Origin of the sequence: Stenotrophomonas maltophilia group sp. Smal32, assembly GCF_030237085.1 — a bacterium.
Lineage (GTDB): Bacteria > Pseudomonadota > Gammaproteobacteria > Xanthomonadales > Xanthomonadaceae > Stenotrophomonas > Stenotrophomonas maltophilia_Q.
Map to the genome: position 1 here is coordinate 1 of NZ_JASJSI010000061.1, position 25,156 is coordinate 25,156.

Here is a 25,156-nt window from a genome sequence, read left to right on the forward strand (position 1 = left end):
GCCCCCAGGGACGGGTTCACGGCGTCCCCGGCCTACCCACCTTACCGGCCAGCCCCCAGGAAACCGGCTTTCCGCGACCAACCAAACCACCCACGAGGGGCTGCGCCGTTGGCTAGAATCCCCGCGATTCGTTAGCCGGAGGTTAAAGATCCGTAAGCATTCTGCTGCGATCCCGCCGTCATCTCCATGCAACCGATCGTCATTAGACTTCGTGACGTTCCAGTCAGGTTCGACGCGGTAAGCTCTCCCTCGATGAGCTCGCAGCATCGCTCATCGAGTGCAGTACGCAGTAGCAATTTGGAGGAAGACATCACATGGCAATCGTTCTTTATGTCGGTGGTAGCAAGGATGGCGAGAAGGGCGTGGTGCCCTACGGCTTCAGCAAATCCCGCGCCGACACCGCGCTGGGGCCGGAGTTCTACACGGAGCGGTTCATGGAACTGCAGGGTGTCGGCAAGGTCCGCCTGATGGCCCTGGAAGGCATGCGTGACGAGATCGTCATGCAGCGCGCCGCCCGCCACTACCGCTGACCTCCGCAACACGCGGCAGGGCGCGCCCACCATCGCGCGCCCGCGCCGGCATCCCAGCCCCGGGCCAGTCCGAGCCCGCTCTCCGCCAGGATGCCGGCGTCCAATCCGGCCTCGCCGCTGAACCTTGCCCCCTGTCAATGCCTTGTCCGGCTGCGTCGTCGATTGCCAGAATGGGGTCTTCCCGTAACGCGGCACAGACCTGAAGCAATGCACGACGCCAAGAACGCCCAGAGCGCGCTCGCCCAGCAGATCGCCCAGACCATCGCCGACGAGATCGGTGCCCAGTCCGCCCAGGTACGTGCCGCCGTCGGCCTGCTCGACGAAGGCGCCAGCGTTCCGTTCATCGCGCGATACCGCAAGGAAGTGACCGGGGGCCTGGATGACACCCAGCTGCGCAACCTGGAAGTGCGCCTGACCTACCTGCGCGAGCTGGAAGACCGTCGCGCTGCGGTGCTGGCCAGCATCGGCGAGCAGGGCAAGCTGAGCGACGAGCTGCGCAACGACATCCTGGCGGCCGATACCAAGAGCCGGCTGGAAGACCTCTACCTGCCGTACAAGCCCAAGCGCCGCACCCGGGCGCAGATCGCCCGCGAGGCGGGGCTGGAACCGCTGGCCGATGGCCTGCTGGCCGACCCGACGCAGGACCCGCAGGTCTTCGCTGCCGGATTCGTCGACGCCGGCAAGGGCGTGTCCGACACCAAGGCCGCGCTGGAAGGCGCGCGCGCGATCCTGATGGAGCGCTGGGGCGAAGACGCCGCGCTGGTCGGCGAGCTGCGCACCTGGTTGGGCGACACCGGCGTGATCCGTGCCCGTGTGGCCGAGGGCAAGGAAACCGAGGGTGCCAAGTACCGGGATTATTTCGAGCACGCCGAATCGCTGGCGAAGATCCCCTCGCACCGGCTGCTGGCGCTGTTCCGTGCGCGCCGCGAGGAGATCCTGTTCCTGGAGCTGGACCCGGGCAGCGATGCCGAGGCGGGTCACCTGTACGCCGAAGGACGCGTGGCGCGCAAGGCCGGCATCTCCGACCAGGGCCGTGCCGCCGACCGCTGGCTGCTGGATGCGTGCCGCCTGACCTGGCGCGCCAAGCTGCACACCCATCTGCTGCTGGACCTGTTCAACCAGGCCCGCGAGAAGGCTGAGGCTGAGGCCATTGCGGTGTTCGGCGACAACCTGAAGGACCTGCTGCTGGCGGCCCCCGCCGGCCCGAAGACCGTGCTCGGGCTGGACCCGGGCATCCGCACCGGCTGCAAGATCGCCGTGGTCGATGCCACCGGCAAGCTGGTCGCCACCGACACCATCTACCCGCACGAGCCGCGTCGCCAGTGGGAGCAGTCGCTGCAGACGATCAAGCAGCTGTGCGCCAAGCACAACGTGGAACTGATCGCGATCGGCAACGGCACCGCCAGCCGCGAAACCGACAAGCTGGCTGGTGAAGCGATCAAGGCCGCTGCCAACCCGAAGCTGCAGAAGGTAGTGGTCAGCGAGGCCGGCGCGTCGGTGTACTCGGCCTCCGAGTTCGCGGCCAAGGAGTTCCCGGAGCTGGACGTGTCGCTGCGTGGTGCGGTATCGATCGCACGTCGCCTGCAGGATCCGCTGGCCGAGCTGGTCAAGATCGAGCCCAAGGCGATCGGCGTGGGCCAGTACCAGCATGATGTGGACCAGTACCGCCTGGCGCGGGCGCTGGACGCACGCGTGGAGGACTGCGTGAACGCAGTCGGGGTGTACGTGAACACCGCCTCGGCCGCGCTTCTGTCTCGTGTGTCCGGCCTGTCGGCCACGGTTGCCGAGAACATCGTGCGGCATCGTGACGACAACGGCCCGTTCAAGCGCCGCAAGGACCTGCTGAAGGTCGCGCGCCTGGGCGAGAAGACCTTCGAACAGTGCGCCGGCTTCCTGCGCATCGCTGACGGTGACCAGCCGCTGGATGCCTCGGCGGTGCACCCGGAAGCCTATCCGGTGGTCGAGCGCATCGTCGCCAGCACCGCGCGCCCGATCAAGGCGCTGATCGGCGATGCTAGCTTCCTGCGCGGACTGAAGGCCGAGCAGTTCACCGATGACACCTTCGGTGTGCCGACCGTGCGCGACATCCTGAAGGAACTGGAGAAGCCGGGCCGCGACCCGCGTCCGGAGTTCAAGGCCGCGCGCTTCGCCGAAGGCGTGGAGGACATCAAGGACCTGCGCGAAGGCATGGTGCTGGAAGGCGTGGTGAGCAACGTGGCGGCATTCGGTGCCTTCGTCGATATCGGCGTGCACCAGGACGGCCTGATCCACATTTCGGCGCTGTCCGATACGTTCGTGAAGGACCCGCGCGACGTGGTCAAGGCTGGCGACATCGTCAAGGTGAAGGTGCTGGAAGTGGATGTGCCGCGCAAGCGCATCGCGCTGACCCGGCGCCTGGACGACACCCCGGGGCAGGCCACCAGCCGCCCTGGCCAGCGCGAGGAGCGCGGGCAGGGCCAGGGGCCGCGCCGTGACGCAGGCGGGCAGAACCGCGGGCCGAACCGGGGCCAGGGCAACAGCGGGCGGCCCGCGCAGTCGGCGCCGCCGGCCAACAACGCCTTGGCCGAGGCCTTCGCCCGGGCCAAGCGCAGCTGAGGTCCGTGCCCCCCGTCACGGTTGATCCGCGACGGGGGACTTGTCGGTTTTCCCCGTGATTGCGCACACTTGCGCTGGAGGGGAGGCGTTCGGCCCCCCCGCTGTCGCTGGGGAGGGCCATGACGCCAGCACGACCCGCCGTCTTCGTTGCACGCTGCAGCGCATTGCTGCGGCCAACGCCTGCCTGCGCGGGCCGGGGGCAGCGTTGATGGCGGGCCAGGGCACCAACGGCAACGGGTTGCTGGAGCGTCGCCTGCAGGAGCTGGCCGAAGAGCGTCGGCGGCTGGCGATGATCATCGATGGCACCGCTGCGGGCACCTGGGAATGGAACGTGCAGACCGGCGAGATGCGGGTCAACGCGCGCTGGGCCGAGATTGTCGGTTACCGCCTGGAAGAGCTGGAGCCGATCTGCCAGAAGACCTTCCTGAAGCTTGTCCATCCCGATGACATAGCGCTGTCCGACGCGGCACTGGACGAGCATTTCGAGGGACGCACCGACAACTACGCGTGCCTGCTGCGGATGCGCCACAAGAACGGCCAGTGGATATGGATCCAGGACCGTGGCCGCGTCTTCGAATGGGACGGGCAGGGCCGGCCGCTGTGGATGGCCGGCGCGCATGCCGACGTGACCGAACTGCAGCAGGCCCGCCATGATGCGGCCGAGACCCGTCAACGCCTGCAGGCTGTGGTCGATGCCTCCGATGAGGTGGCGGTGATCGCCACCGATACCGATGGCACCATCACCCTGTTCAATACCGGCGCGCAACGCCTGCTGGGCTACAGCGCGGCCGAGGTGGTTGGCCAGCGCCGGCTGGATGCCTTCCACGATCCGCAGGAATTGAACGCCTGGCTGCGACCGCTGGCCGATGCCGCTGGCCATCTGCCAGGCGTGTTCGAGGCACTCAGTGCGCGTGCCGATGGCCAGACCTATTCGCGGCAATGGACGCTGCTGCGCAAGGACGGCCAGCCACGCCAGGTACGCCTGTCGATCAGCCGCATGGACGGTGCCGATGGTGCACGCATCGGCTATGTCGGCATGGCCATCGACATCACCGAGATACTGCAGGCGCGAGCCGAGGCACGCTTGTCCGCGGAGAAGTTCGCTGGTGCGTTCACCTCGGCTGCGCTGGGCATGGCGCTGGTGTCGCTGGAAGGGCGATGGCTGGACGTCAACGATGCGCTGTGCCGGATCCTCGGCTATCCGCGGGAAGAGCTGCTGCAGGTGGATTTCCAGCGCCTGACCCATCCCGATGACCTGCAGACCGACCTGTCGCTGGTGCAGGACCTGCTGGCTGGGCGGCGCAGCCACTATCACCTGGAGAAACGCTATCTTGATCGCGACGGCAAGGTGATCTGGGCCCGGTTGTCGGTATCGCTGGTGCGCAACGAGCATGGCGAGCCGTTGCATTTCGTGTCGCAGATCCAGGACATCACCGCCCAGCGCAGCAGCGAGCAGCGGCTGTTCGAAAGCGAACAGCGCAGCCGCATCACCCTGGATGCCGTGGCCGACCTGGTGCTGAGCGTCAGCCTCGATGGCCGTATCGACTACGCCAACGCCGCCGCGGTACGCACGCTGGCCGGCGATGGCGCGTTGTCGCTGGCCGGGCACAAGGTGCAGGATGTGCTGGCGTTGACCACCGAGTATGCGCCGGGTTCGGTGCTGGACGTGTCGGTACTGCTGGATCCGGAAAGCAACGCGGTGGACCTGCATGCCGACCTGCTGCTGCGCCTGGGTACCGCCACGGTGCCGGTGGACCTCACCCGCGCCTGGTTGCGCGATGACGAGGGCCACGTTCGCGGCGCGGTCTGGGTGCTTCGCGACGATACCCAGCAGCGTGCCCGCCAGCGCGAGGCACGTCATCTGGCAGAGATCGACCCGCTGACCGAACTGAGCAACCGCCGTGGCTTCGAGGTGCACCTGCAGCAGGCGATCACCCGCGTTGAACGTACCGGCCAGGCTGCGTCGCTGATGTACATCGATCTGGACAGGTTCAAGCCGATCAACGATACCTGGGGCCATCTGGCTGGTGATGCGGTGCTCTGGGCGGTGGCCAGCGTTCTGCGTCACGGGGTGCGCGATTCGGATGTGGTGGCGCGGCTGGGCGGCGACGAGTTCGCGGTGATCCTGTCCGGCTGCACGCCGCGTCGTGCCGCCCGCATTGGCGGTGAGCTGCTGCACACTCTGGCGTCGCTGTCGATTCCGTGGGACCAGAACCGGTTGCGGGTAGGGGCCAGCATCGGCATCGCGCCGCTGGCCGGCGGGATGAGCGTGGACCAGGCGGTGGCCGCGGCCGATGCCCAGTGTTACCGGGCCAAGGCGATGGGCCGCAACAACGTGCAGGTGCAGGGCGAGGCCAGCGAGCTGCCGGGCGACGATACCGACGCGGCCGAGGGTTGATCTCATCCAGTGAGAAGGCGGGCGCGAATACTCCGCCCACTTCCTCTCGCACAGGTGATCCCATGAATGTCTGGAACCCGATGACGGTGCGCACCTTCGCCCCGGCCATGGTCGGTTGGTGCCTGACCCTGGCCGCCTGGCTGCGGCTGGAGGAGGTGCGTGAAGATCGTCTGGCCCAGGCAATGTTGCCGGTGCTGCAGGGAAGCGTGCTGGCGCTGCTGGCCCTGACCCTGGCGTGCACGATGGTGGCCAGCCTGGTGCTGTGGCGGCACAGTCGGCGGGATCACGGTTGCGTTGATGCCGGCACTACAGAGGCGCAGCATCCATCAGCAGGAACCGGCATGGCGCGCGCTGGAAGGCATTGATCTGCGGCACCAACCGCTGGAAATGCTCGCTGGCGCAGTGGATGTCCAGGGCGGCGCGGTCCGGCCATTGCTCGATGAAGACGAAATGCCCGGGATCCTTCTGGTCCACGAACAGTTCATAGCCAAGGCAGAGCGGCTCGCGCTGCGTGCACGCGACCAGTTCCCGGTACAGCGGAAGCACGGTGTCCACGGCGTCGGGATGGATGAAGTCTTCGGCGATGACCTTGAGCATGCGGGCACCTGTGGATGTGGCCCTGCAGGATAGTGCCGGCAGGTGGCCGGCACCCATCCTGTCAACGCAATACTGCGTCCGCACTGACCAGCTGCACATCGTGCATCTGGTTGAGGTAGGCCTCGTAGTAGCCCTTGTGCGAGGCACCGACAATGGTGAGCATGCGGGTGCCCGGGTGTTGGCCGAGCACGTCGCGCATGTTGGCGACCATGCGCAGGTTGCGGGTTTCCCAGTAGCCGAGGTAATTGCGCCCGAAGGCCTCGGGTGACGGCTCGACCAGGGCCGCGCCGAAGTCGCTGTGGTAGACGGTCATCGCCGTTTCCGGTGCGTTGTAGTTGCGATAGAGCGCGAGCATTCCATCGGGTTTGGCCAGATTGGCGTGCAGCGGTTCGTCGGCGGCGAACCGCGCCGTGGTTGCCGGGTTGTCCCAGGCCGCCTGCAGGGCCGCGCCATAGGCCTTCTCCTTGTCCTTTGCAGTGGGCGCGTCGGCAGTGTGGTCATCGACCGACCACAGCCGTTCCAGGCCCAGGCGTGCAGCGAGGACGCCGGCGATCATGCCGGCCTCGTCGCGCCTGGCAATGCGCTTGTCAAGGAACTGCACCAGCTCCGGCGTCAGGCTGTCGGCGGCGCGACGTTCGTCGATGGGCAGGCGCAGCCATTGCACCACCGCCGAACCGTTCTCGCCTGCGGCCAGGAACACGGCCGCAAGGCGGCGGCGCTGGGCCGGCGTCGGGGCTTTCGGCCATTGCGCGAGGAGGCGCTCCATCTCGGCATTGGCACTGGGAACGTCCAGCCCGGTCGCGGCCTGGGCCGGTGCCGGGTCGATGCAGTAGGTCTCGACACTGTCAGCGTAGCGAGTGGGGTTGCGGCGCATGAAGTCGCACTGCAGGCCGGACAGGTTCTCCACGGCGATGGCATTGGGCTGCCATGCCTGCAGGCGCTCGAGCAGAGGCTCCAGCAACGGCTGCAGAATGTCCGGTGTGAAGGCCTTCGGCAGGCCGGACAGATGCGGGCTGCCCAGCACCAGCACCTCGTTGGGGCGGCCTGCGGGCGGCCCCTTCAGCTGGTCGGGATGAAAGGCCGGCCGATAGGTGGCATCGGCGGCAAGCGCGCCGGTGCTGCACAGGCCGAGGATGAGGACGCTGGCCAAGCGAACGAACATACGATCTCCTTGTAAACGAACGTCCTGCGGATCGCTGCATGCTCGCCATTTTCGCCCGGCAGGGAACCTCCCGTTGGTCATGCAAACCTTTTTGCCTTGAGTTGCATCGATCTGCCGAGCGATGCTGTACTCCTTGCCCGGGCAATGCAGAACATGACATCCGATCACTGGAGCATCGACAGTCCGCGGCTGTGCCTCCGGCCATTTGCGTCCGGTGACGCTGACGAGGCATTTGCGGGCATCACCCCCGGGCTGACCCGCTACATGGCCTTCGAGCCACCTCCGTCAAAGGAGGCATTTGCCGCCGTCTGGCAGGCGTGGCTGCCTGCCATTGCCGATGGGACCGACATCACGTTCGTGATCCGCAGGCGCGTGGATGGCGTGTTCCTGGGACTGGCCGGCCTGCATCGCACCGGTGATGCAGAGCCCGAACTGGGTATCTGGATCGCCGAAGCAATGCATGGCCATGGCTACGGGCGGGAAGCAGTGGCGGCGGTGTGGTCTTCGGCGTCGCAGCGGCTGTCATGCGCGGCGTTCCGCTATCCGGTGGCCGAGCAGAACCGGTCCAGCCGTTCGCTTGCCGAGTCCCTCGGTGGACAGCCTGTAGCACGTGAGCAGGGCGTGAAGTACACGACGATCATCTATCGCCTTCCTGCTGCAATGCACGAAGTTGCGACGGACGTCGCGGAATCCCGCTAAAGCGGCCGACCGCATCGCCGATATCCCCTCTGGATCCCGCTCCAGTCGCCCGCTGCAGGACCCCAGGCTGCCCCCGATGGGCGGCCCGCGCTGTGTGTTCCGCCGCTCCCAGATGCCGATCGCACCCGCACCAGACGTTCTTGCCAGCCGCTCGAGAGGTGCCTGCCGGTACCTGTAGTCCTTAGCAACTGAAGTTGCCGCCGGGCATCCTGCCCGTCGGGTCGCAACCCTTTGTCGGACACCGAGGATCAGACAATGCTCATTCTAGGCTTCACGGCGGGCGCGCAGGCGCCGGCCGAGCTGCATACCCGTTGGTCGCCGTGGCGCGCGCTGCTGGGCGCCCTGGCCCCGCAGCATCGCGCCAGCAACGAGCCGGCAGCGACCGACCGTGCCGAACTCGAGGCGCAGGTCGCGGCGCTGCATCGCGTGCAGGCGGTCATCGAGTTCGCGCTCGATGGCACTATCCTGCAGGCCAATGACAACTTCCTGCATGCAGTGGGCTACCGGCTGGAGGACATCCAGGGCAAGCATCATTCCATGTTCGTCGATCCCGAGCAGGCGCGCAGCGCCGAGTACCGTGACTTCTGGGCGCGGTTGGGGCGCGGCGAATATGACGCAGGGCAATATCGACGCTTCGGCAAAGGCCAGCGCGAGATCTGGATCCAGGCCTCCTACAACCCGGTGCTGGACCGCCAGGGGCGGCCGTACAAAGTGGTCAAGTTCGCCACCGACATTACTGCACAGAAGCTGCAGGCGGCCGATTCGGCCGGGCAGTTGGCGGCGATCGGTAAATCGCAGGCAGTGATCGAATTCAGCATGGACGGGCGCATTCTCTCGGCGAACGAGAACTTCCTCGAGGTCACCGGCTACGTTCTCGATGAGGTGCGTGGACAGCACCACTCGCTGTTCGTCGAACCAGGCCATCGCAGCAGTGACGAATATCGCCGGTTCTGGGAGAAGCTCGGGCGCGGCGAATACGATGCCGGGCAATACCGGCGGCTGGGCAAGGGCGGCCGCGAGGTCTGGATCCAGGCCTCCTACAACCCCATCCTCGACCTCAACGGCAAGCCGTTCAAGGTCGTCAAGTACGCCACCGACATCACCGCACAGGTGCATGAAAACCAGGCCATGCAGCGCGCCGTGGCGCAGACCCGCGAGGTGGTGGCCGCTGCGAAGCAGGGTGATCTGACCCGGCGCGTGGCGATGGCCGACAAGCAGGGGCCCATCGCCGACCTGTGCGACGGCGTCAATTCGCTGGTCGAGGCGATGGCTGCGATCATCGGCCAGATCAAGTTCGCCGCCGATACCATCGCGGTGGGGGCGACCGAGATCGCGCAGGGCAACAGCGACCTGTCGCAGCGCACCGAGCAGCAGGCGGCCTCGCTGGAGGAAACCGCGGTGTCGATGAAGGGGTTGGCCGAGACCGTGCAGCGCACCGCCACCAACGCGCGCCAGGCCAGCCAGCTGGCCGGCGGTGCCGCCGATGTCGCCGCGCGCGGCGGAAGCGTGGTGCATGAAGTGGTCGAGACGATGGCGGTGATCAACGCCTCCTCGCGGCGCATCGTCGATATCATCGGAGTGATCGATGGCATCGCTTTCCAGACCAATATCCTGGCGTTGAACGCAGCGGTGGAAGCCGCACGCGCAGGCGAACATGGACGAGGATTTGCCGTGGTCGCCACCGAGATCCGCGAGCTGTCCCAGCGCTCGGCCAGTGCCGCCAAGGAGATCAAGCATCTGATCGATGAGTCGGTGGCCAACGTCGGGGCTGGCACCGCCCAGGTGGAAAGCGCGGGCCGCACCATGGACGAGATCGTGACCAACGTCCGCCGGGTCAGCGATCTGATGACCGAGATCAGCACGGCCTCGCAGCAGCAGAGCGACGACATCCAGCAGATGAACCATGCGGTCGACCTGATCGACCAGGGCACGCAGCAGAACGCTGCCCTGGTGGAGGAGGCGTCGGCGGCGGCGCGCAGCATGGAGGAGCAATCGGCACAGCTGCTGCAGACCGTGGCCGGTTTCCGCGTGCAGGATGGTGCAGGGCATCTGCATGGCGGGGCAACCCTGCGGGTCGTCTAGGCAGGCGGGCCGACAGGTTCGTCGGAGGACTGCATGGCCGAGGAAAGGTGCACACGGTTGCGCCCGGCATGCTTGGCCCGGTACAGGGCCTGGTCGGCACGGCCGACCAGGTCTGCCGGCGCGTACTCATCGCTGGCGGGCTGCCAGGCCACGCCCACGCTGATGGTCACATGGCCCTCGGCAGCGGGCAGTGCGGCGCTTTCGACCGAAGCACGCAGGCGTTCTCCCAGATGCAGCGCGTGCATCGCCTCGGGCGATGGCAGGGCTGCGATGAACTCCTCGCCGCCATAGCGGGCCAGCAGGTCGTCACCGCGCTGCAGGCAGCCGTCGAGGATGCTGGCGACGGCACGCAGGCGCCGATCACCTTCCGGGTGCCCGTAGGTGTCGTTCAGCTGTTTGAAGTGGTCGATGTCGATCATCAGTACCGCCAGGCCCTGGCCCTGGCGCCGCGCGCGGCGGTGGGCCCCATCCAGCGACTCATCGAAGCTGCGCCGGTTGCCCAGCCCTGTCAGTGGATCGCGCCGTGCCAGCGTTTCCAGTTCGTCGCGCTGGCGCTGGATCTCGATCTGGCTCAGCACGCTGCGCAGGGCGTAGCCCAGCATCGCACCGATGAAACCTACCGCGGCCAGGCTCGGCTGCAGGCGCGCGACCAGCAGCGCGACCATCATCAGCAGCAAGGGCAGCATCAGTGGTACGCCGGCATCGACGATGCGTCGCAGGCTGCGGGATATCTCCACTGCCGGATAGCGGCGGTGGCTGCCGGCCAGGACGGCCAGCAGCACGAACAGCCCACTGATCAGCAGGTCGCCCCAGCTGCCGTCAGGTGTCTGCGGCTGGCAGGTGTTGATGTAGAACGCCAGCAGGAAGTAGCCCAGCGCGTAGATCGCAAGTGTGCGGAAGAAATCGCGGCGGTCGGGATTGTCCTCGGCCAGGAAGCGGATCAGCGCGAAGCAGAACACCAGGCTGTTCTGCACGCTGCTCATCGTGTTCAGGCACTGCGTCCACAGCGCGGTGTTGAGAGGCGCCATGGCCCGCGTATGCAGGTAGTACAGCAGCCAAAGCAGGGCAATGATCGCAAGGTCCACCGCACGGATGAAGCGATTTCCGCCGCCCGGGCTTGCAGCTACGTAGGTCAGGGGGATCCGGTAGAACACGTACAGGATCAGTGTGGAGACGGTCATCTGCGCAGGGGCGAGGCCGGCCACATTGCGGTACAGCAGGGCCAGCAGGGCGAGTGAGAACAGGCCGACGGCCGCGCCGAGCAGCCGCCACTTGCAGGCCGCCTGGCTGACACGTGCGCGCCGCACGCAGGCCAGTGCGGCCAGCAGGGGGGCGGTGATCAGCAACAGGTAGGAGCCGACAGGGTCCTGCGGGCCGACCAAGGCGATGACGAGTGCGTGCGTGACCAGAAAAAACAGTGCAGCACGCAGCGTCATGCATTCCCCCGCCCCCGGATCCGGCGGGATCACGATAGGCAGATGTACGTGAGGCTGGCAAGAAAAGTGTGCACTGCGTCTAGCAGCAATGCTGCCAGCGGTCGCAGTTATGCGTCAGCGCAGTGACACCGGGGCGGCCAAATGGGCATACGTCGCCTGGAAAAGCAAAAGGCCAGGTCATGGACCTGGCCTTTGATGCTGTGGTGCCGGTGAAAGGACTCGAACCTTCATGGGGTCACCCCCGGCTGATTTTGAGTCAGCTGCGTATACCATTCCGCCACACCGGCAGGCAGCGTGTGAGTGTAACCGAGGAGGGCAGGGCTTTCATAGGGGCAAGGCAGATCGAGGCGTTTCCTGTCGGCATCGGCTCTGTGATGGCTATACTGCGCCGGCTTGAATGCCTCCAGGAGCCATAGCCGATGACAGTGTTGCAGGACCTGAGGGTGCTGGTGGTCGAGAACGACGAGATGAGTGCGGCCCTGCTGCAGATGCAGCTGGTGCATGCCGGCGCGACCGTGGTCGGGTTGGCGGCGAGCGTGGCTGAAGCATTGCGCATGCTGGAAGACTCGGCCCCGGATGTGGCCCTGCTGGACTATCGCCTGGCCCGCAACGAGACCAGCGAGCCAGTGGCGGCAGCATTGTCGGCGCGTGGCGTACCGTTCGTGCTCGCCACCGGAATGCTGGCTGAGCAGCTGCCCGAGTCGATGCTGGCCGGAATACTGCTGGTCAAGCCGTATCTGTCGGCGGATCTGACCCGGGCGCTGACCCGTGCGGTGGGCCGTTCCAGCGCAACGGCGTGAGAATGGCGCTTCAGCCGGCCTCCTCGTACACGTAGCGGATGTCCTCGCGGTCGTCGAGGATGCGGTACTGCCCGGCCAGGTTGTCCGGATCGGGATTGAGCCACGCATCGAGATGCTCCCTGCGGATCGGTATCACGCCGCGATCGTGACCGGCCGCGGCGACGTCGCGTGGCGGGGTATCGGTGATCGTGGCGAACGAGAGCAGGCGTCCTTCCGGTCCCTCCCATTCCGCCCAAAGGCAGGCCAGAAGCAGGTCGCGGGGCGGGTCGGGGCGGAACTCCAGCACCACATCCTGTTCCTTTTCCGCGGCGCCAAGCGCGCGCCCTGTGATGGCGTGGCGTGGCACGTGCTCATAGAACGCCCGCACCACCACCACGCCGTGGCGAAGGCCGAACGCACCGCGCCAGTAGCCTTCCAGGCTGTCACGTCGTGCGTTGTAGGTGCCGGGGTAGAGCGCGTCGTTGCGTGCAGGTTTGTCAGGCAGCCGGCACTGGTAGCGCATCGGCTTGATCACGCGCTGGCCGTTCTCTGTGACCATCACCGGCGCGTAGGTACCGGGGAAAATGCGGTTGTCGCGCGGCAGTAGTTGTACCCGGTGCAGGTCTTCGAGCCGGGCCTGGGCGCGCTCAATGCGGTTGCCGGCCACGCGCAGGTCGTTGCGTGCCTTCTGGGTGGGGCGGGTGGCCAGCGTTGCGTGAGCTATATCGCGGCGCTCGCGTTGGCGGGCCAGCTCCGCCTCCAGGTCCTGGCGCTCCTGCGCATGCCATTGCTGGATCTTCGCTACGATGTCACGGCCCTGCTGGGTGCGCGCGCCGGCAAAACCGTCGTCCATGGCCTTGGGGGTTTTCGGTCGCTTCTTGCCGGGGTCGTGCGCGTACAGTTCGGCGAACTCCTCCAGCGACAGGATGGCACCGAACTCGCGGACCAGCGTGGCGTAGTCGGCACGGATCAGGGCGGAATAGCACATGGGAACTCTGCAGGCCTGGGTCGCAGTCGCTGCGACGTGGATGCGGCAGGATAGCCCGACCTACAGGGAGATACCGCATGAATGATTCCGTCAGCTGCCAGTTCCGTGAGGCAGTCCCCACGGTTGAAGACTACTGCCGGCTGCGTGTGCTGGCCGGCCTCAGTGCCAAGAGCCAGGAGGCGGCGACGCGCGCACTGCCCAACACCCTGTATGGCGTGTGTGCCTACCAGGGCAATGAGCTGGTAGCGATGGGCCGCATCGTGGGTGATGGCGGTTGCCACCTGCAGGTCTGCGATATCGCCGTGCTGCCACGGCTGCAGGGACAGGGGCTGGGCAAGGAGGTGATGCGCCGCCTGGATGGCTGGATGCAGGCGAACCTGCCGCCGTCGGCGTACGTCAGCCTGCTCGCCGATGGTGAAGCGCATCGGTTGTACGCTCAGTTTGGTTTCGCGCCGACAGCGCCGGCGTCGATCGGGATGTATCGCCGGTTCTGAGGAGTGATGGCGGTGAGGCCATCCACGCACGGCGTGGATCTACTGCAGCGCCCGGGTAGATCCACGCCATGCGTGGATGGCGCCTTCCCATAAATCGCAGGCAAAGAAAAACCCCGGCCTAAACCGGGGTTTTCAAGAATTGGCGTCCCCACGGGGATTCGAACCCCGGTCGCCACCGTGAAAGGGTGATGTCCTAGGCCTCTAGACGATGGGGACGCACGAAAACTTCAAGTTGTAGATGCTTCGACGGCCTAATGTCGAAGTGGTGGAGCCAAGCGGGATCGAACCGCTGACCTCCTGCATGCCATGCAGGCGCTCTCCCAGCTGAGCTATGGCCCCATGAAACTCCGGATGATCTGCCGGGAGCAGAGTCCGTTTTGAAACTGGCGTCCCCACGGGGATTCGAACCCCGGTCGCCACCGTGAAAGGGTGATGTCCTAGGCCTCTAGACGATGGGGACGCACGAAAAACTTCAAGTTGTAGAACTTTCGACGGCCTAATGTCGAAAGTGGTGGAGCCAAGCGGGATCGAACCGCTGACCTCCTGCATGCCATGCAGGCGCTCTCCCAGCTGAGCTATGGCCCCGTGTTACCGAGCCGCCTATCATACCTGCGTGTTCACGTTTGTGGAAGCTTTTTTTGAACTTTTTTCGTTCCGGTTCAACCGTAGCCACGAGGGCAGGGGAACCGCAACGCCACAACCTGAATGCCGGTAGGCGGTGAACAAAAAAGACCCGGTTATCGGCCGGGTCCTCGTTGTTCGTGATGAGTGGCGTCCCCACGGGGATTCGAACCCCGGTCGCCACCGTGAAAGGGTGATGTCCTAGGCCTCTAGACGATGGGGACGCAATTCTCATCAATGTTCTGTAGCGACCTTTCGACGGCCTAATGCCGAAAGATTGGTGGAGCCAAGCGGGATCGAACCGCTGACCTCCTGCATGCCATGCAGGCGCTCTCCCAGCTGAGCTATGGCCCCACGTCGCTGAGGAGCGAAATAATAGCCTTGCCCCAGGGGGTTGGCAAGCATTTGTTGCACTTTTCTTCACGTGCGTTGCAATGTCGATCTGCGCCAGGGATGTCTATGCGTTGTCGTCGGTCAGCGCCGCCAGGATCGGGCATTGGTCGAGCGTGCCGTGACCGGGGCATGCATCGACCAGCTGCGAAAGCGCGGTATGCATGCGCTGCAGTTCGGCCATCCGTTGTGCAATGTCCTGCAGGCGGGCCTGGGCGGTGTCGCGCACGCTTCCCATGTCCTGCCGGTGGTGATCGCTGAGCGCCAGCAGTTCGCCGATTTCCTCGAGGCTGAAGCCCAGCGCTTTGGCGCGGCGGATGAAGCGCAACCGGCGCAGGTCCGGCTCGCCGAAGATGCGGTAGCCGCCAGCCGAGCGCGCCGCTGTCGGCAGCAGCTGCTGCCGCTCGTAATAGCGGACCGTATCGATCGGCACGCCGGCCTGGCGGGCCAGTTGTCCAATGTTCATGGCAGTTTTCCAGCGGATCCTGCCGATCATTGTGAAGCCTGGAGTCTGGTCTAGAGTCAAGGCTTGAGCCCGGCGCGCGCATTCAGCCCACTTTGCAACTTTCTTCATAGCCCCGCAGATGGGCCTGTTCCTACCCTTCGCCTGAACCGGCCGTTCGATGGCCTGCAACGAACCGAGGAGGTGGTCTGTGGAGGGAGTCAGGAACGAAGCATTCGTCGAGGTTGCGGTGGTCGAATACCCGGGAGGGGACCCCTCCGCCGCCTCGGTGCTGGCCGAAATGGCCCACGTCGCAAACCGCCTGGCCCAGCAGCAGCGCCGACCGTTCAAGCGTGTGCTTGTCACCCGCTGGATCGTGCCCGCCAGCCAGACCGGTGTACATCGCATCGCGGGTGCTGAAATGCTTGACGCCGCCATTCCTGCGGTAATCGCGGTTCCCGGCCAGATCAGCCCTGGAGCCTGCCTGCGCGCCGAGGAGGTCCTGCTGGACTGGTTGCGGGCCCACTATGACGGTGGCAGCCTGCTGGCTGCCGCCAGCGATGGGGTCGGCGTGCTGGCCCGTGCGGGACTGCTGGCTGGAAGAACGGTCAGCGGCCCCGATCTGGGGCGACATCCAGGGTTGCAGGCGCAGGCGGTGAGCTGGGTCCCCAGTGAGCGGGCGCTGGTCGACGACGGTGATCTGCTGACGGTCGGCGGATCGCAGGCCTGGCGGTTCCTCGGCCTGCGTCTGCTGTACCGGCTGCACGGGCAAGGCGTGGCGAGCGCGGTCGCGCAACAGCTCGGGATCGTCGTGCCCGCGGGGATCCAGCAGGATCTTGAGCGGTTCAGTGCCAACTTCGCCCACGGTGACCGCGACGTACTGAAGGCCCAGCGCTGGCTGCATACCACTGCGGCACGAGGAGCCACGCTGGCCGCAATCTGCGAAGTTTCCGGATTGGAACCGCGAACCTTGCAGCGGCGCTTCCTCCGGGCGACCGGTCTGCGGCCGATCGAGTACTGCCAACGGCTGCGCATTGCCAAGGCGCAGACCCTGCTGCAGCAGGGCGCAGGCATCGAAGAGGTGGCCTGGGGTGTGGGCTACGCTGATCAGAGCGCGTTCCGGCGTCTGTTCCTCCGCATCGTGGGCATGACACCGGCCAACTATCGTCGCCACGTCAACTGCAAGCGGCGGGAGCGGCCGTTGATGCCGTCGGTGGCCGGAAGCCTGCGTGGCCTGCAGACGCCCCCCGGCATGCAGTTGGGGCGGAGTGCGGCCTGATGACAGGCGGCGGGCGAGCGCTTGCAACCTGGGCGCGACGCTTTGACCATGCAGGCAAGTGCAACTTGAACAGGTGGGCTGATGTCGAGTGTTGGACCGGTACCGATGCCGGTGGTGTTGATCCTCATGTGCACGTTGCTGGCCATGATCGTTGCCCGTCTTTGGCCGCGCAGGGTAGCAGGAATGCCGCTGCCGTCGGCAGCAAGCATGGTGCTGGACATGCTGCTGATCGGCCTGCTGTGTGGTCGTATCAGTTTTGTGGTGCTGAATTTTGCGCTCTATCGATCGGAACCCTGGAGTATTCTGCAGGTCACCGATGGTGGCTATCACCTGACGGTGGTGCTGGTGGCCGGGCTGGCGTGGGGATCATGGCGTCTGCGGCCGTGGCGTCAGTTGCGTGCACCGGTACTGACAAGCGCACTGGTGGGTGTGCTGCTCTGGGCCGCTGGTGGTCAGCTGCTGTCGGCCTGGCAGGAGCGGCAGATGCCATTGCCGACGCTGCAGTTCGCGGACCTGCAGGGCGGAACGGTTGATCTGCAGCAGTTCCGGGGCAGGCCGGTGGTGCTGAACCTGTGGGCCACATGGTGCGGCCCCTGCCGACGGGAGATGCCGGTGCTCGCAGCGGCACAGCAGGCACATGGCAACGTGCAGTTCGTATTCCTCAATCAGGGCGAAACCCTGGATGAAGTCCAGGTCTTTCTTGCCGGTGAGCGACTGATGCTGGGCAATGTGTTGCTGGATGATGAAGCGGCTGCTTCAACAGTGCTGGGTGTGCAGGCTTATCCTTCGACACTCTTCTTCGATGCCGATGGGCGCCTGCGTGAATTGCACCTGGGCGAGCTGACCGCGGCCGGTCTTGAACACAAACTGCGCCGGCTGCGGTAGCCTGCGCGGGCATCTCACTACGGAGTTCCCATGTTGTCGACTTCCCTGCGCACCGCCCCGGCGGTGCTGTTGCTGCCGGTCATGCTGGCATTGGCCGCCTGCAGCCAGGCACAGACGCCGCCGGGCAAGGCCGCCGAGGCACCGGCGACGAGTGCCCCTGCCTCTGCCGCCAAAGGCGACCGTCCTGCAGTGCTGAAGGGCATCGAAAAGCACGGCTTCGAGGTCGTTGCCGAGTTCGATGCGCCGGGTGGCCTGCGTGGTTTTGCGGGTGTGGTGGGTGGTCAACAGCCTGCAGCGGCCTATGTCACTGCCGATGGCAAGCACGTGCTGGTGGGCAGCCTGTTCGATGCCGAAGGCAATGATGTGGCTGCCGAAGCGGTCGAAAAGCTGGTCGCCACACCGATGTCGGCCAAGATGTGGACCAAGCTCGAAGCCAGCGCATGGGTGCGTGACGGCAAGGCCGACGCGCCGCGCGTGATCTATACCTTCAGCGATGCCAACTGCCCCTACTGCCACAAATTCTGGGAAGCAGCGCGGCCGTGGGTCGATGCCGGCAAGGTGCAGCTGCGTCACATCATGGTGGGTGTGATCCGCGAGGACAGCCCGGCCAAGGCCGCCGCCATCCTCGCCGCGCGTGATCCGAGCGCGGCGCTGCTGGAGAACGAACACCAGTTCGACCGTGGCGGCATCAAGGCGCTGCCGAACATCAGCCGCGAGATCGCAGGCAAGCTTGATGCCAACCAGGTCCTGATGCTGGAGATGGGCTTCCAGGGCACGCCAGGCATCCTGTTCCAGGATTCACAGGGCCAAGTGCAGCGCCGCGCCGGACTGCCGCAGGGCGACGACCTGACGACGGTGCTCGGCCCGCGTTGATCCGTGCCGACATGTTGATGTAGCCCACAGGCCCGCATGGCGACATGCGGGCCTGTTGCGTTCTGTGCCCCAGGCGGACACAGCCGCTTGCGCATGACCTGTTCGAGGTCACGTCTGAATCGTGACTGAGATCAAGCATCGCGCCTTGATTCCAATCAAGGCCAAAAACGACAGGTGGATTAGCCTTTGACGCATGGAATACAGCGTCAACGCGCCATGGATGCCGCGCCAAGGCTGCCCTGATGCGGGCAGTGCGGCACAGCCATTCACGACACTCTCACTCCCTGCTTGTTACCCAGACCGCTGCGGTCGCCACCTCTCTGGCAGCGCGGCCTTGATGGAAGCGACATGGGTGCAGGCAGGGCAGTGTCATCGTCCTGTTGCCTGCCGCGCGCAGGCTGGCCGATGTCGTCGACGCAGTACCCGCATTTCCAGCAACGGCAACGCGAAGCCAGGGCGGCGCATGCGTGCGCTCCGGAACCGTGATGCGAGTGTTCGTCCGGGGAGGATGCAATGCGTTTGGCAGTACTGAGTCTGGCGTGTCTGGGGGCACTGGCGATCACGCCGGCGTACGCCCAACAGGGTGATGCGGGGGATGCGCAGGCATTGCGGCGTGAGATCGCCGCAATGCGCCAGGCGCTGGAAGGCATGCAGCAACGGCTGGACCGGCTGGAGCAGCGCGATGCTGTGCCTGCGCAGGCAACAGCCTTGCCTGAAACGGGGCCGATTGCCTCCGCTGCCCCTTCCGATGTGATCCATCGCATCCAGGTGCCGGGTGTGGCGCAACCGGTACTGCCGCAGCGCGATTCGGTCGCTGATCCGTCCACCGCGGCATCGCGACCGGACAGCGCCGCTGGTCCGACCGATCCAGACCTGAAGGGGTTCTTTGCGATCCCGGGCACCGATACCGTGATCCGCATCGGTGGCTACGCCAAGCTGGATGCCATCGCCGATTCGCGCGCGGCTGGCGACGAGGACCAGTTCATTCCCTCGTCGATGCCGGTGGGCGGCAGCCACCGCGATGTCTCCAACTTCAACATCCACGCCAAGCAGACCCGCTTCAGCTTCGAGGCGCGGCGCCCGACCACGCACGGCAACCTGCGCTTCTACCTGGAGAACGACTTCTTCGGCAGCAGCGACGGCTACGAGTTCCGCCTGCGTCATGCCTATGGCCAGCTCGGCAATACCTATGCCGGTTATGGCTATTCCAGCTTCATGGACCCGGACAGCCTGCCCGACACGCTGGATTTCGCCGGGCCCGGCGGCGCGGGCTATCTGCTGGTGGCCGGCATCCACCACAGCTTCGCGATGGGCAAGGGCAACACCCTGACCGTGGCGGCCGAAGACCCGAAGACCGAACTGGCCGGTGCCAGTGATGAGCGGGCTGCGGTGAACCGTCTGCCGGACGTAACCGTGACCGCACGCATGGAGCGCGACTGGGGCCACCTGCAGCTGGGCGCGGTGGCGCGCAGCCTGGCCTATGACGGCGAAGGCGAGCGCGACCGGCGCATGGCAGGCGGCCTGCAGCTGAGCGGCTCGGCATCGGTGGGCGAGCGCGACCTGCTGCTGTTCGGTGCACTCGGTGGCCGCGGTCTCAGCCGCTACACCGCCGACCTGACCGGCTCCGGGCTGGACGCGGTGGTCGGTGCCGATGGCCGTCTCGACGCGCTGGACCTGCACGGCGGCTTCGTTGGCTACACCCATTACTGGTCCGGGCTGTGGCGATCGAACCTGATCTTCGGCCAGCTGACCCTGGAGCGTAACCCCGCATTGGCCGCCGACGCATTCCGGCAGAGCCGCTACGGCGTGTTCAACCTGATCTGGAGCCCGGCGCCCTCGTGGACCATGGGCATGGAGCTGCTGTACGGGCGCCTGGAACAGCAGGGCGGCGCGCGCGGCGACACCGTCCGGGTGCAGGGCAGCCTGCAATACAACTTCATCAAGTAAGCGCCAGCGGCGTTACGCCAGCGCAACCGTCCCCACGCCCGGCCGCACCGGGCTCATGCCAGTACAGGAGATTGTCATGGCAGAAGCAAAGAAAATCGGGGTGGTCGGAGCCACCTTCCTCGTCGCCGGCAACATGATGGGCTCAGGCGTGTTCCTGCTGCCCTCCAGCCTGGCCAAGATCGGTACCGCCTCGATCTGGGGCTGGCTGATCACCACCGCGGGCGCGCTGCTGCTGGCCTTCGTGTTCGCCAAGCTGGGCAAGCTGGCACCGAAGGCGGGCGGTCCGTACGCATACGCGCGTGACTGGTTCGGCCCGTACATGGGCTTCCAGACCAACACCATCTACTGGTTCGCCAACTGGATCGGCAACGTCGCCATCCCGATCGCGGCGGTCGGCTACTTCAGCTACTTTTTCCCGATCCTGTCCGAGCCGCTGGTGCGCTGCATCGCGGTGCTGATCCTGGTGTGGGCGCTGAGCTTCGCCAATGTGATCGGCCCGGCCTTCGTCAGCCGCGTGCAGACGGTCACCACCAGCTTTGCGCTGGTCCCGATCCTGGGCATCGCCATCTTCGGCTGGTTCTTCTTCGATGCCGATATCTTCAAGGGCGCCTACAACGTGTCCGGCGAGTCGAACTTCGGCGCGATCTCCAGCGCTGCGGCACTGACCCTGTGGGCGTTCATCGGCGTTGAATCGGCGTCGGTGACTGCGGGCGTGGTCGAGAACCCGGAAAAGAACGTGGCCCGTGCCACGCTGGCCGGCGTGTTCCTGGCCGCGATCGCCTACATCGCCAGTTCCTCGGTGATCATGGGCATGGTGCCCAATGGCGAGCTGCAGACCTCCGATGCCCCGTTTGCGCTGGCTGCGGCCAAGGCGGTGGGCGGTTGGGGCGGTGCGCTGGTCAGCCTGTGTGCCTTCATCGGTGCGGCAGGCTCGCTCGGCGGCTGGATCCTGCTGACCGCACAGAGCGCCAAGGCCGCCTCCGATGACGGCCTGTTCCCGAGCATTTTCAGCAAGACCAACAAGGACGACGTGCCGGTCAAGGGCGTGCTGATCGTGGCCGTGCTGATGACCCTGGCGGTGCTGGTCACCTCCACTTCGGAAACCGCGTCTGCCCAGTTCGACGTGATCACCTCGGCGGCGGTGGTGCTGACCCTGCTGCCCTACATCTACTCGTGCGTGGCCTGCTACTTCGTGGTCGAACGCTCGCACACGATCATCCATACCGGCGCGTTCTGGACGCTGACCAGCCTGACCGTCGTGTACTGCCTGTGGGCGATCTACGGCTCGTCGGGAACCATCGTGCAGTACGCGTTCCTGTTCGTGCTGTTCATCACCGTGTTCTATCCCTTCTTCAGCGAGGAGCGCCGCCAGCAGCGGCAGCGCGCCCGCGAGGCTTCGGCGATCAGTGCCGGCGCCCAGCGTTCCTGAGTTAGACAAGGAGAATCAACGTGTACTTCAAGTCCCTGGACTATCCGGTCATTGTCATCGACAACGACTACGAGTCGCCGCGCATCGGCGGCATCCTGATCCGTGCCCTGGTTGAAGAGCTGCGCAGCAACGACCAGCGCGTGCTGTGTGGCCTGAACCTGGACGATGCCCGTGCCGGTGCCCGAACCTACGTGGCGGCGTCGGCGGTGCTGATCTCGATCGACGGCAGCGAGGAAGTGGATGGCGAGTTCCAGCGCCTGACCGCGTTCCTGCGCGAGCAGAGCGCGCGCCGCGCCAACCTGCCGGTGTTCCTGTACGGCGAGCGCCGCACCATCGAGAAGGTGCCGAGCAAGCTGCTCAAGTACATCCACGGCTTCATCTTCCTGTTCGAAGACACCAAGAGCTTCATCTCGCGGCAGGTGATGCGCGCGGCCGAAGACTACATGAAGAACCTGCTGCCGCCGTTCTTCAAGGCGCTGATCCACCATGCGGCCGAGTCGAACTATTCCTGGCACACGCCGGGCCATGCCGGCGGCGTGGCGTTCACCAAGTCGCCGGTCGGTCGTGCATTCCACCAGTTCTACGGTGAGAACACCCTGCGCAGCGACCTGTCGATCTCGGTGCCGGAGCTGGGCTCGCTGCTCGACCACACCGGCCCGATCAAGGACGCCGAGAACGAAGCGGCACGCAACTTCGGTGCCGACCACACCTTCTTCGTCACCAACGGCACCTCCACCGCCAACAAGATCGTCTGGCACGGCACGGTGGCCCGCGGCGACGTGGTGTTCGTCGACCGCAACTGCCACAAGTCGCTGCTGCACGCGCTGATCATGACCGGCGCGGTGCCGGTGTACTTCACCCCCAGCCGCAACGCGCACGGCATCATCGGCCCGATCAGCCTGGACCAGTTCACGCCGGAATCGCTGCAGCAGCGCATCGCCGCCAACCCGCTGGCCAGCAATGCCTACCAGGCTGGCTCCAAGCCGCGCATCGCGGTGGTCACCAACTCGACCTATGACGGCCTGTGCTACAACGCCGAGAAGATCGCCGACGAGATCGGCAGCGCGGTCGACTTCCTGCACTTCGATGAAGCCTGGTACGCCTATGCCGCGTTCCATCCGTTCTACGAGAACCACTACGGCATGGCCAAGGGCAAGCCGCGCGAGCAGGATGCGATCATCTTCACCACGCATTCCACGCACAAGCTGCTGGCCGCGTTCTCGCAGGCGTCGATGATCCACGTGCGCAATTCGGCGCAGCGCGACCTGGATGCCGAGCGCTTCAACGAGTCGTTCATGATGCACACCTCGACCAGCCCGCATTACGGGGTGATCGCGGCCTGTGATGTGGCGTCGAAGATGATGGAAGGCGACGCCGGCCGTTCGCTGGTGCAGGAAATGCATGACGAGGCGATCGCGTTCCGTCGCGCGATGCTGCATGTGCGTGACGACCTTGGCCGCGATGACTGGTGGTTCAGCGTGTGGCAGCCCACCAAGGTCGAACGCAGCCTGGACAAGGGCGATACGCCGGCACCGCTGGTGGCCAAGCGCGAGGAGTGGTACCTGCAGCCGGATGCGCACTGGCATGGTTTCGAGAACCTGGTCGACGACTATGTGCTGATCGACCCTATCAAGGTGACCCTGCTGACCCCGGGCCTGGCGATGGACGGCAGCATGGGCAAGCTTGGCATTCCGGCGGCGGTGCTGAGCAAGTTCCTGTGGGGCCGCGGCATCACCGTGGAGAAGACCAACCTGTACTCGGTGCTGTTCCTGTTCTCGATGGGTATCACCAAGGGCAAGTGGAGCACGCTGGTCACCGAACTGATGGCATTCAAGGAACTGTACGACCGCAACGCGCCGCTCAGCCAGGCACTGCCGTCGCTGGCGGCCGACTATCCGAACGCCTACGCTGGTTGGGGCCTGCGTGACCTGTGCGATGCGCTGCATGCGTTCAACCAGGAGTTCTCGGTGGCCAAGGTGATGCGCGAGATGTACGTGGACCTGCCGACGCCGGTGATGACCCCGGCCGATGCCTACAACCACCTCGTCAAGGGCGAGATCGAGCGGGTCGACATCGAGCAGCTCAGTGGCCGCGTCGCGGCGACCATGCTGGTTCCGTACCCGCCGGGCATTCCCACCATCATGCCGGGCGAGCGTTTCGGCGACAGTGACGAACCGATCATCCAGTCGCTGCGCATCGCCCGCGAGCAGAACGCGCGCTTCCCGGGCTTCGAGTCGGATGTGCACGGGCTGATCATCGAGCAGGACGGCGACGTGACCTCGTACAAGGTGGAGGTGCTGAAGGCCTGACCGGCGACGGTCGGCCCTTTGGCGAACGATGGATACCGCGCGCGAGCAACGCATCCTGAAGTTCTCGATCGGGGTCACCATCGCGGTCAGCGCGGTCGGCTTCAGCGGTGGCCTGCTGGTGGGATCGCAGGCCATCCTGTTCGACGGCGTGTACAGCCTGGTCGACGTTGCCCTGACCCTGGTGTCATTGTCGGTGCTGCGACTGGTGGCGCGGGAACAGAGCCCGCGCTTCCAGTACGGCTACTGGCACCTGGAGCCGATGGTCGAGGCACTCGGTGGGGTGATCCTGTCGTTGGCCTGCGTCTATGCGCTGGCCAACGCGGTGATCGGTTTGACCACGGGCGGGCACGAAGTGAAGTTCGGGCCTGCGCTGTGGTGGGCAGCATTGCTGAGTGCCAGCAACCTGGCGATGGCCGCGTTCGTCGCGCAGCGTGCGCGGCGCCTGCGCTCGGCGTTGTTGTGGCTGGACGTGCGTGGCTGGCTGTTGGGTGGGCTGATGAGCCTGGCGGTGGTGCTGGCCTTCGTACTGGCACTGGCGTTGCACGGCGGCGAGTGGCACCACTGGGTGCCTTACCTTGATTCGATCGTGCTGGCATTGATCAGCCTGGCGGTGCTGCCGGTGCCGGCGCGCAGCGCCTGGAAAGCCATGCGCGAGGTGCTGCAGGTGGCCCCGGACGATCTGGACCGGCGCGTGCAGCAGGTGATGCAGGCGTTCGTGGCCGAGCACGGCTATGCCGGATTCACCAGCCATGTGGCGAAGATGGGGCGCATGCGGTTCATCGAGATCCATGTGCTGGCTGACCCGACGACGCCGTTGGGTTCGGTGGGCGCGGTCGATGCGATGCGCGACGAGATCGCGGTACGCCTGGATGCCCGTGGCGGCACGTTCTGGCTGACCATCGATTTCACCGCCGACCCGGCGTGGACGTAGCCCCGCTTCTTTGGCACCGGGGCCTCGCCCGGCCAGGTTCCGTTCCCCTGTAGAGCCCCGGCCCCCCCCCCCCCCCCCCCCCCCCCCGCCCCCCCCCCCCCGGCCCCCCCCCCCCCCCCCCCCGCGCCGCCGCGCCGGCCCCCGTGGGGGGGGGGGGGCGGCGGGGACTGCGGTGGGTAGATCCACGCATGGCGTGGATCTACCCAGACCCCATGTCGGTGGGTGCGGACCGTTGGCCCGCACGCCTGCAGAACTTCAGACGATATCGTCGACCACGCCGCCATCCACGC

At 66.0% G+C, this 25,156-nt stretch carries 20 protein-coding genes and 7 tRNA genes; 15 read left to right on the top strand and 12 right to left on the bottom strand.

Going from position 1 to position 25,156, the window contains the following annotated elements:
- Positions 1-314 precede the first annotated feature (314 nt).
- The 4 genes from QRO91_RS14575 (at position 315) to QRO91_RS14590 (ending at position 5,888) form a co-directional block, all read left to right on the top strand.
- Positions 315-530: a hypothetical protein gene (locus QRO91_RS14575; RefSeq protein WP_005410085.1), complete on the top strand. Its 216-nt coding sequence runs from the start codon at positions 315-317 to the stop codon at positions 528-530.
- Between the two features lie 207 nt (positions 531-737).
- On the top strand, positions 738-3,125 hold the full coding sequence (locus QRO91_RS14580; RefSeq protein ID WP_197650531.1) for a Tex family protein: 2,388 nt from the start codon (positions 738-740) through the stop codon (positions 3,123-3,125).
- Between the two features lie 208 nt (positions 3,126-3,333).
- Positions 3,334-5,523, top strand: a complete 2,190-nt coding sequence (locus QRO91_RS14585; RefSeq protein WP_049427236.1) for a PAS domain S-box protein — start codon at positions 3,334-3,336, stop codon at positions 5,521-5,523.
- A gap of 62 nt (positions 5,524-5,585) precedes the next feature.
- Positions 5,586-5,888: a hypothetical protein gene (locus QRO91_RS14590; protein WP_080354966.1), complete on the top strand. Its 303-nt coding sequence runs from the start codon at positions 5,586-5,588 to the stop codon at positions 5,886-5,888.
- On the opposite strand, the gene QRO91_RS14595 is transcribed toward QRO91_RS14590, so the two are convergent.
- Together QRO91_RS14595 and QRO91_RS14600 are read right to left on the bottom strand one after the other, a co-directional pair.
- Positions 5,830-6,120, bottom strand: a complete 291-nt coding sequence (locus QRO91_RS14595; RefSeq protein ID WP_005410081.1) for a putative quinol monooxygenase — start codon at positions 6,118-6,120, stop codon at positions 5,830-5,832. The two genes, QRO91_RS14590 and QRO91_RS14595, sit on opposite strands and share 59 nt — an antisense overlap.
- A 61-nt stretch (positions 6,121-6,181) precedes the next feature.
- On the bottom strand, positions 6,182-7,282 hold the full coding sequence (locus tag QRO91_RS14600) for a DUF5694 domain-containing protein (protein WP_197650533.1): 1,101 nt from the start codon (positions 7,280-7,282) through the stop codon (positions 6,182-6,184).
- A 96-nt stretch (positions 7,283-7,378) separates the two neighbouring features.
- On the opposite strand from QRO91_RS14600, the gene QRO91_RS14605 reads away from it, so the two are divergent.
- Complete coding sequence (locus tag QRO91_RS14605) at positions 7,379-7,981, top strand: GNAT family N-acetyltransferase (protein ID WP_285310449.1); 603 nt, start codon at positions 7,379-7,381, stop codon at positions 7,979-7,981.
- A gap of 255 nt (positions 7,982-8,236) precedes the next feature.
- Entirely contained in the window at positions 8,237-10,063 is a 1,827-nt protein-coding gene (locus QRO91_RS14610; RefSeq protein WP_197650534.1) for a methyl-accepting chemotaxis protein, read from the top strand.
- On the opposite strand, the gene QRO91_RS14615 is transcribed toward QRO91_RS14610, so the two are convergent.
- Together QRO91_RS14615 and QRO91_RS14620 are read right to left on the bottom strand one after the other, a co-directional pair.
- Positions 10,060-11,499, bottom strand: coding sequence for a GGDEF domain-containing protein (locus tag QRO91_RS14615; protein ID WP_197650535.1), 1,440 nt, complete (start codon positions 11,497-11,499; stop codon positions 10,060-10,062). The two genes, QRO91_RS14610 and QRO91_RS14615, sit on opposite strands and share 4 nt — an antisense overlap.
- A gap of 201 nt (positions 11,500-11,700) precedes the next feature.
- Positions 11,701-11,786, bottom strand: a tRNA-Leu gene (locus tag QRO91_RS14620).
- 132 nt (positions 11,787-11,918) lie between these two features.
- Here QRO91_RS14620 and QRO91_RS14625 point away from each other — a divergent pair.
- Positions 11,919-12,299, top strand: coding sequence for a response regulator (locus QRO91_RS14625; RefSeq protein WP_049427448.1), 381 nt, complete (start codon positions 11,919-11,921; stop codon positions 12,297-12,299).
- Between the two features lie 10 nt (positions 12,300-12,309).
- On the opposite strand, the gene QRO91_RS14630 is transcribed toward QRO91_RS14625, so the two are convergent.
- Positions 12,310-13,266 (bottom strand): SOS response-associated peptidase family protein, encoded by a 957-nt coding sequence (locus tag QRO91_RS14630; protein ID WP_049427450.1) that lies wholly within the window; start codon positions 13,264-13,266, stop codon positions 12,310-12,312.
- Positions 13,267-13,343: 77 nt separating this feature from the next.
- Between QRO91_RS14630 and QRO91_RS14635 the strand changes: the two genes are divergently transcribed.
- On the top strand, positions 13,344-13,760 hold the full coding sequence (locus QRO91_RS14635; RefSeq protein ID WP_049427453.1) for a GNAT family N-acetyltransferase: 417 nt from the start codon (positions 13,344-13,346) through the stop codon (positions 13,758-13,760).
- 140 nt (positions 13,761-13,900) lie between these two features.
- Here QRO91_RS14635 and QRO91_RS14640 read toward each other — a convergent pair.
- The 7 genes from QRO91_RS14640 to QRO91_RS14670 all read right to left on the bottom strand — a co-directional run bounded on the left by QRO91_RS14640 (position 13,901) and on the right by QRO91_RS14670 (position 15,237).
- Positions 13,901-13,976 (bottom strand) — tRNA-Glu (locus QRO91_RS14640).
- 47 nt (positions 13,977-14,023) lie between these two features.
- Positions 14,024-14,099: transfer RNA gene (locus tag QRO91_RS14645), tRNA-Ala, on the bottom strand.
- A gap of 45 nt (positions 14,100-14,144) precedes the next feature.
- Positions 14,145-14,220 (bottom strand) — tRNA-Glu (locus QRO91_RS14650).
- A gap of 49 nt (positions 14,221-14,269) precedes the next feature.
- Positions 14,270-14,345 (bottom strand) — tRNA-Ala (locus tag QRO91_RS14655).
- A gap of 184 nt (positions 14,346-14,529) precedes the next feature.
- Positions 14,530-14,605 (bottom strand) — tRNA-Glu (locus QRO91_RS14660).
- Positions 14,606-14,659: 54 nt separating this feature from the next.
- A tRNA-Ala gene (locus QRO91_RS14665) sits at positions 14,660-14,735 on the bottom strand.
- A 103-nt stretch (positions 14,736-14,838) separates the two neighbouring features.
- Positions 14,839-15,237 (bottom strand): heavy metal-responsive transcriptional regulator, encoded by a 399-nt coding sequence (locus QRO91_RS14670; RefSeq protein WP_099553175.1) that lies wholly within the window; start codon positions 15,235-15,237, stop codon positions 14,839-14,841.
- A gap of 187 nt (positions 15,238-15,424) precedes the next feature.
- Between QRO91_RS14670 and QRO91_RS14675 the strand changes: the two genes are divergently transcribed.
- The 7 genes from QRO91_RS14675 (at position 15,425) to QRO91_RS14705 (ending at position 24,866) form a co-directional block, all read left to right on the top strand.
- Complete coding sequence (locus tag QRO91_RS14675; protein ID WP_100443815.1) at positions 15,425-16,492, top strand: GlxA family transcriptional regulator; 1,068 nt, start codon at positions 15,425-15,427, stop codon at positions 16,490-16,492.
- Positions 16,493-16,573: 81 nt separating this feature from the next.
- Complete coding sequence (locus tag QRO91_RS14680; RefSeq protein WP_197650536.1) at positions 16,574-17,377, top strand: TlpA disulfide reductase family protein; 804 nt, start codon at positions 16,574-16,576, stop codon at positions 17,375-17,377.
- Positions 17,378-17,407: 30 nt separating this feature from the next.
- Positions 17,408-18,250, top strand: coding sequence for a thiol:disulfide interchange protein DsbG (gene dsbG, locus QRO91_RS14685; protein ID WP_197650537.1), 843 nt, complete (start codon positions 17,408-17,410; stop codon positions 18,248-18,250).
- A 513-nt stretch (positions 18,251-18,763) separates the two neighbouring features.
- The gene (locus QRO91_RS14690) at positions 18,764-20,197 is read left to right on the top strand and encodes a DcaP family trimeric outer membrane transporter (RefSeq protein ID WP_197650538.1); all 1,434 of its coding nucleotides are present in this window, start codon (positions 18,764-18,766) and stop codon (positions 20,195-20,197) included.
- Between the two features lie 76 nt (positions 20,198-20,273).
- Complete coding sequence (gene adiC / locus QRO91_RS14695) at positions 20,274-21,626, top strand: arginine/agmatine antiporter (RefSeq protein WP_049430545.1); 1,353 nt, start codon at positions 20,274-20,276, stop codon at positions 21,624-21,626.
- Between the two features lie 20 nt (positions 21,627-21,646).
- Positions 21,647-23,935 (top strand): Orn/Lys/Arg decarboxylase N-terminal domain-containing protein, encoded by a 2,289-nt coding sequence (locus QRO91_RS14700; RefSeq protein WP_197650539.1) that lies wholly within the window; start codon positions 21,647-21,649, stop codon positions 23,933-23,935.
- 28 nt (positions 23,936-23,963) lie between these two features.
- Entirely contained in the window at positions 23,964-24,866 is a 903-nt protein-coding gene (locus QRO91_RS14705; RefSeq protein ID WP_049430542.1) for a cation diffusion facilitator family transporter, read from the top strand.
- The last annotated feature ends 290 nt before the right edge of the window (positions 24,867-25,156 follow it).

Coding starts and splice junctions, on each gene's coding strand:
- QRO91_RS14595 (WP_005410081.1), bottom strand. CDS start 6,120: ATGCTCAAGGTCATCGCCGAAGACTTCATCCATCCCGACGCCGTGGAC.
- QRO91_RS14690 (WP_197650538.1), top strand. CDS start 18,764: ATGCGTTTGGCAGTACTGAGTCTGGCGTGTCTGGGGGCACTGGCGATC.
- QRO91_RS14705 (WP_049430542.1), top strand. CDS start 23,964: ATGGATACCGCGCGCGAGCAACGCATCCTGAAGTTCTCGATCGGGGTC.
- QRO91_RS14630 (WP_049427450.1), bottom strand. CDS start 13,266: ATGTGCTATTCCGCCCTGATCCGTGCCGACTACGCCACGCTGGTCCGC.
- QRO91_RS14600 (WP_197650533.1), bottom strand. CDS start 7,282: ATGTTCGTTCGCTTGGCCAGCGTCCTCATCCTCGGCCTGTGCAGCACC.
- QRO91_RS14615 (WP_197650535.1), bottom strand. CDS start 11,499: ATGACGCTGCGTGCTGCACTGTTTTTTCTGGTCACGCACGCACTCGTC.
- QRO91_RS14680 (WP_197650536.1), top strand. CDS start 16,574: ATGTCGAGTGTTGGACCGGTACCGATGCCGGTGGTGTTGATCCTCATG.
- QRO91_RS14590 (WP_080354966.1), top strand. CDS start 5,586: ATGAATGTCTGGAACCCGATGACGGTGCGCACCTTCGCCCCGGCCATG.
- QRO91_RS14610 (WP_197650534.1), top strand. CDS start 8,237: ATGCTCATTCTAGGCTTCACGGCGGGCGCGCAGGCGCCGGCCGAGCTG.
- QRO91_RS14580 (WP_197650531.1), top strand. CDS start 738: ATGCACGACGCCAAGAACGCCCAGAGCGCGCTCGCCCAGCAGATCGCC.
- adiC (WP_049430545.1), top strand. CDS start 20,274: ATGGCAGAAGCAAAGAAAATCGGGGTGGTCGGAGCCACCTTCCTCGTC.
- QRO91_RS14625 (WP_049427448.1), top strand. CDS start 11,919: ATGACAGTGTTGCAGGACCTGAGGGTGCTGGTGGTCGAGAACGACGAG.
- dsbG (WP_197650537.1), top strand. CDS start 17,408: ATGTTGTCGACTTCCCTGCGCACCGCCCCGGCGGTGCTGTTGCTGCCG.
- QRO91_RS14575 (WP_005410085.1), top strand. CDS start 315: ATGGCAATCGTTCTTTATGTCGGTGGTAGCAAGGATGGCGAGAAGGGC.
- QRO91_RS14635 (WP_049427453.1), top strand. CDS start 13,344: ATGAATGATTCCGTCAGCTGCCAGTTCCGTGAGGCAGTCCCCACGGTT.
- QRO91_RS14585 (WP_049427236.1), top strand. CDS start 3,334: ATGGCGGGCCAGGGCACCAACGGCAACGGGTTGCTGGAGCGTCGCCTG.
- QRO91_RS14670 (WP_099553175.1), bottom strand. CDS start 15,237: ATGAACATTGGACAACTGGCCCGCCAGGCCGGCGTGCCGATCGATACG.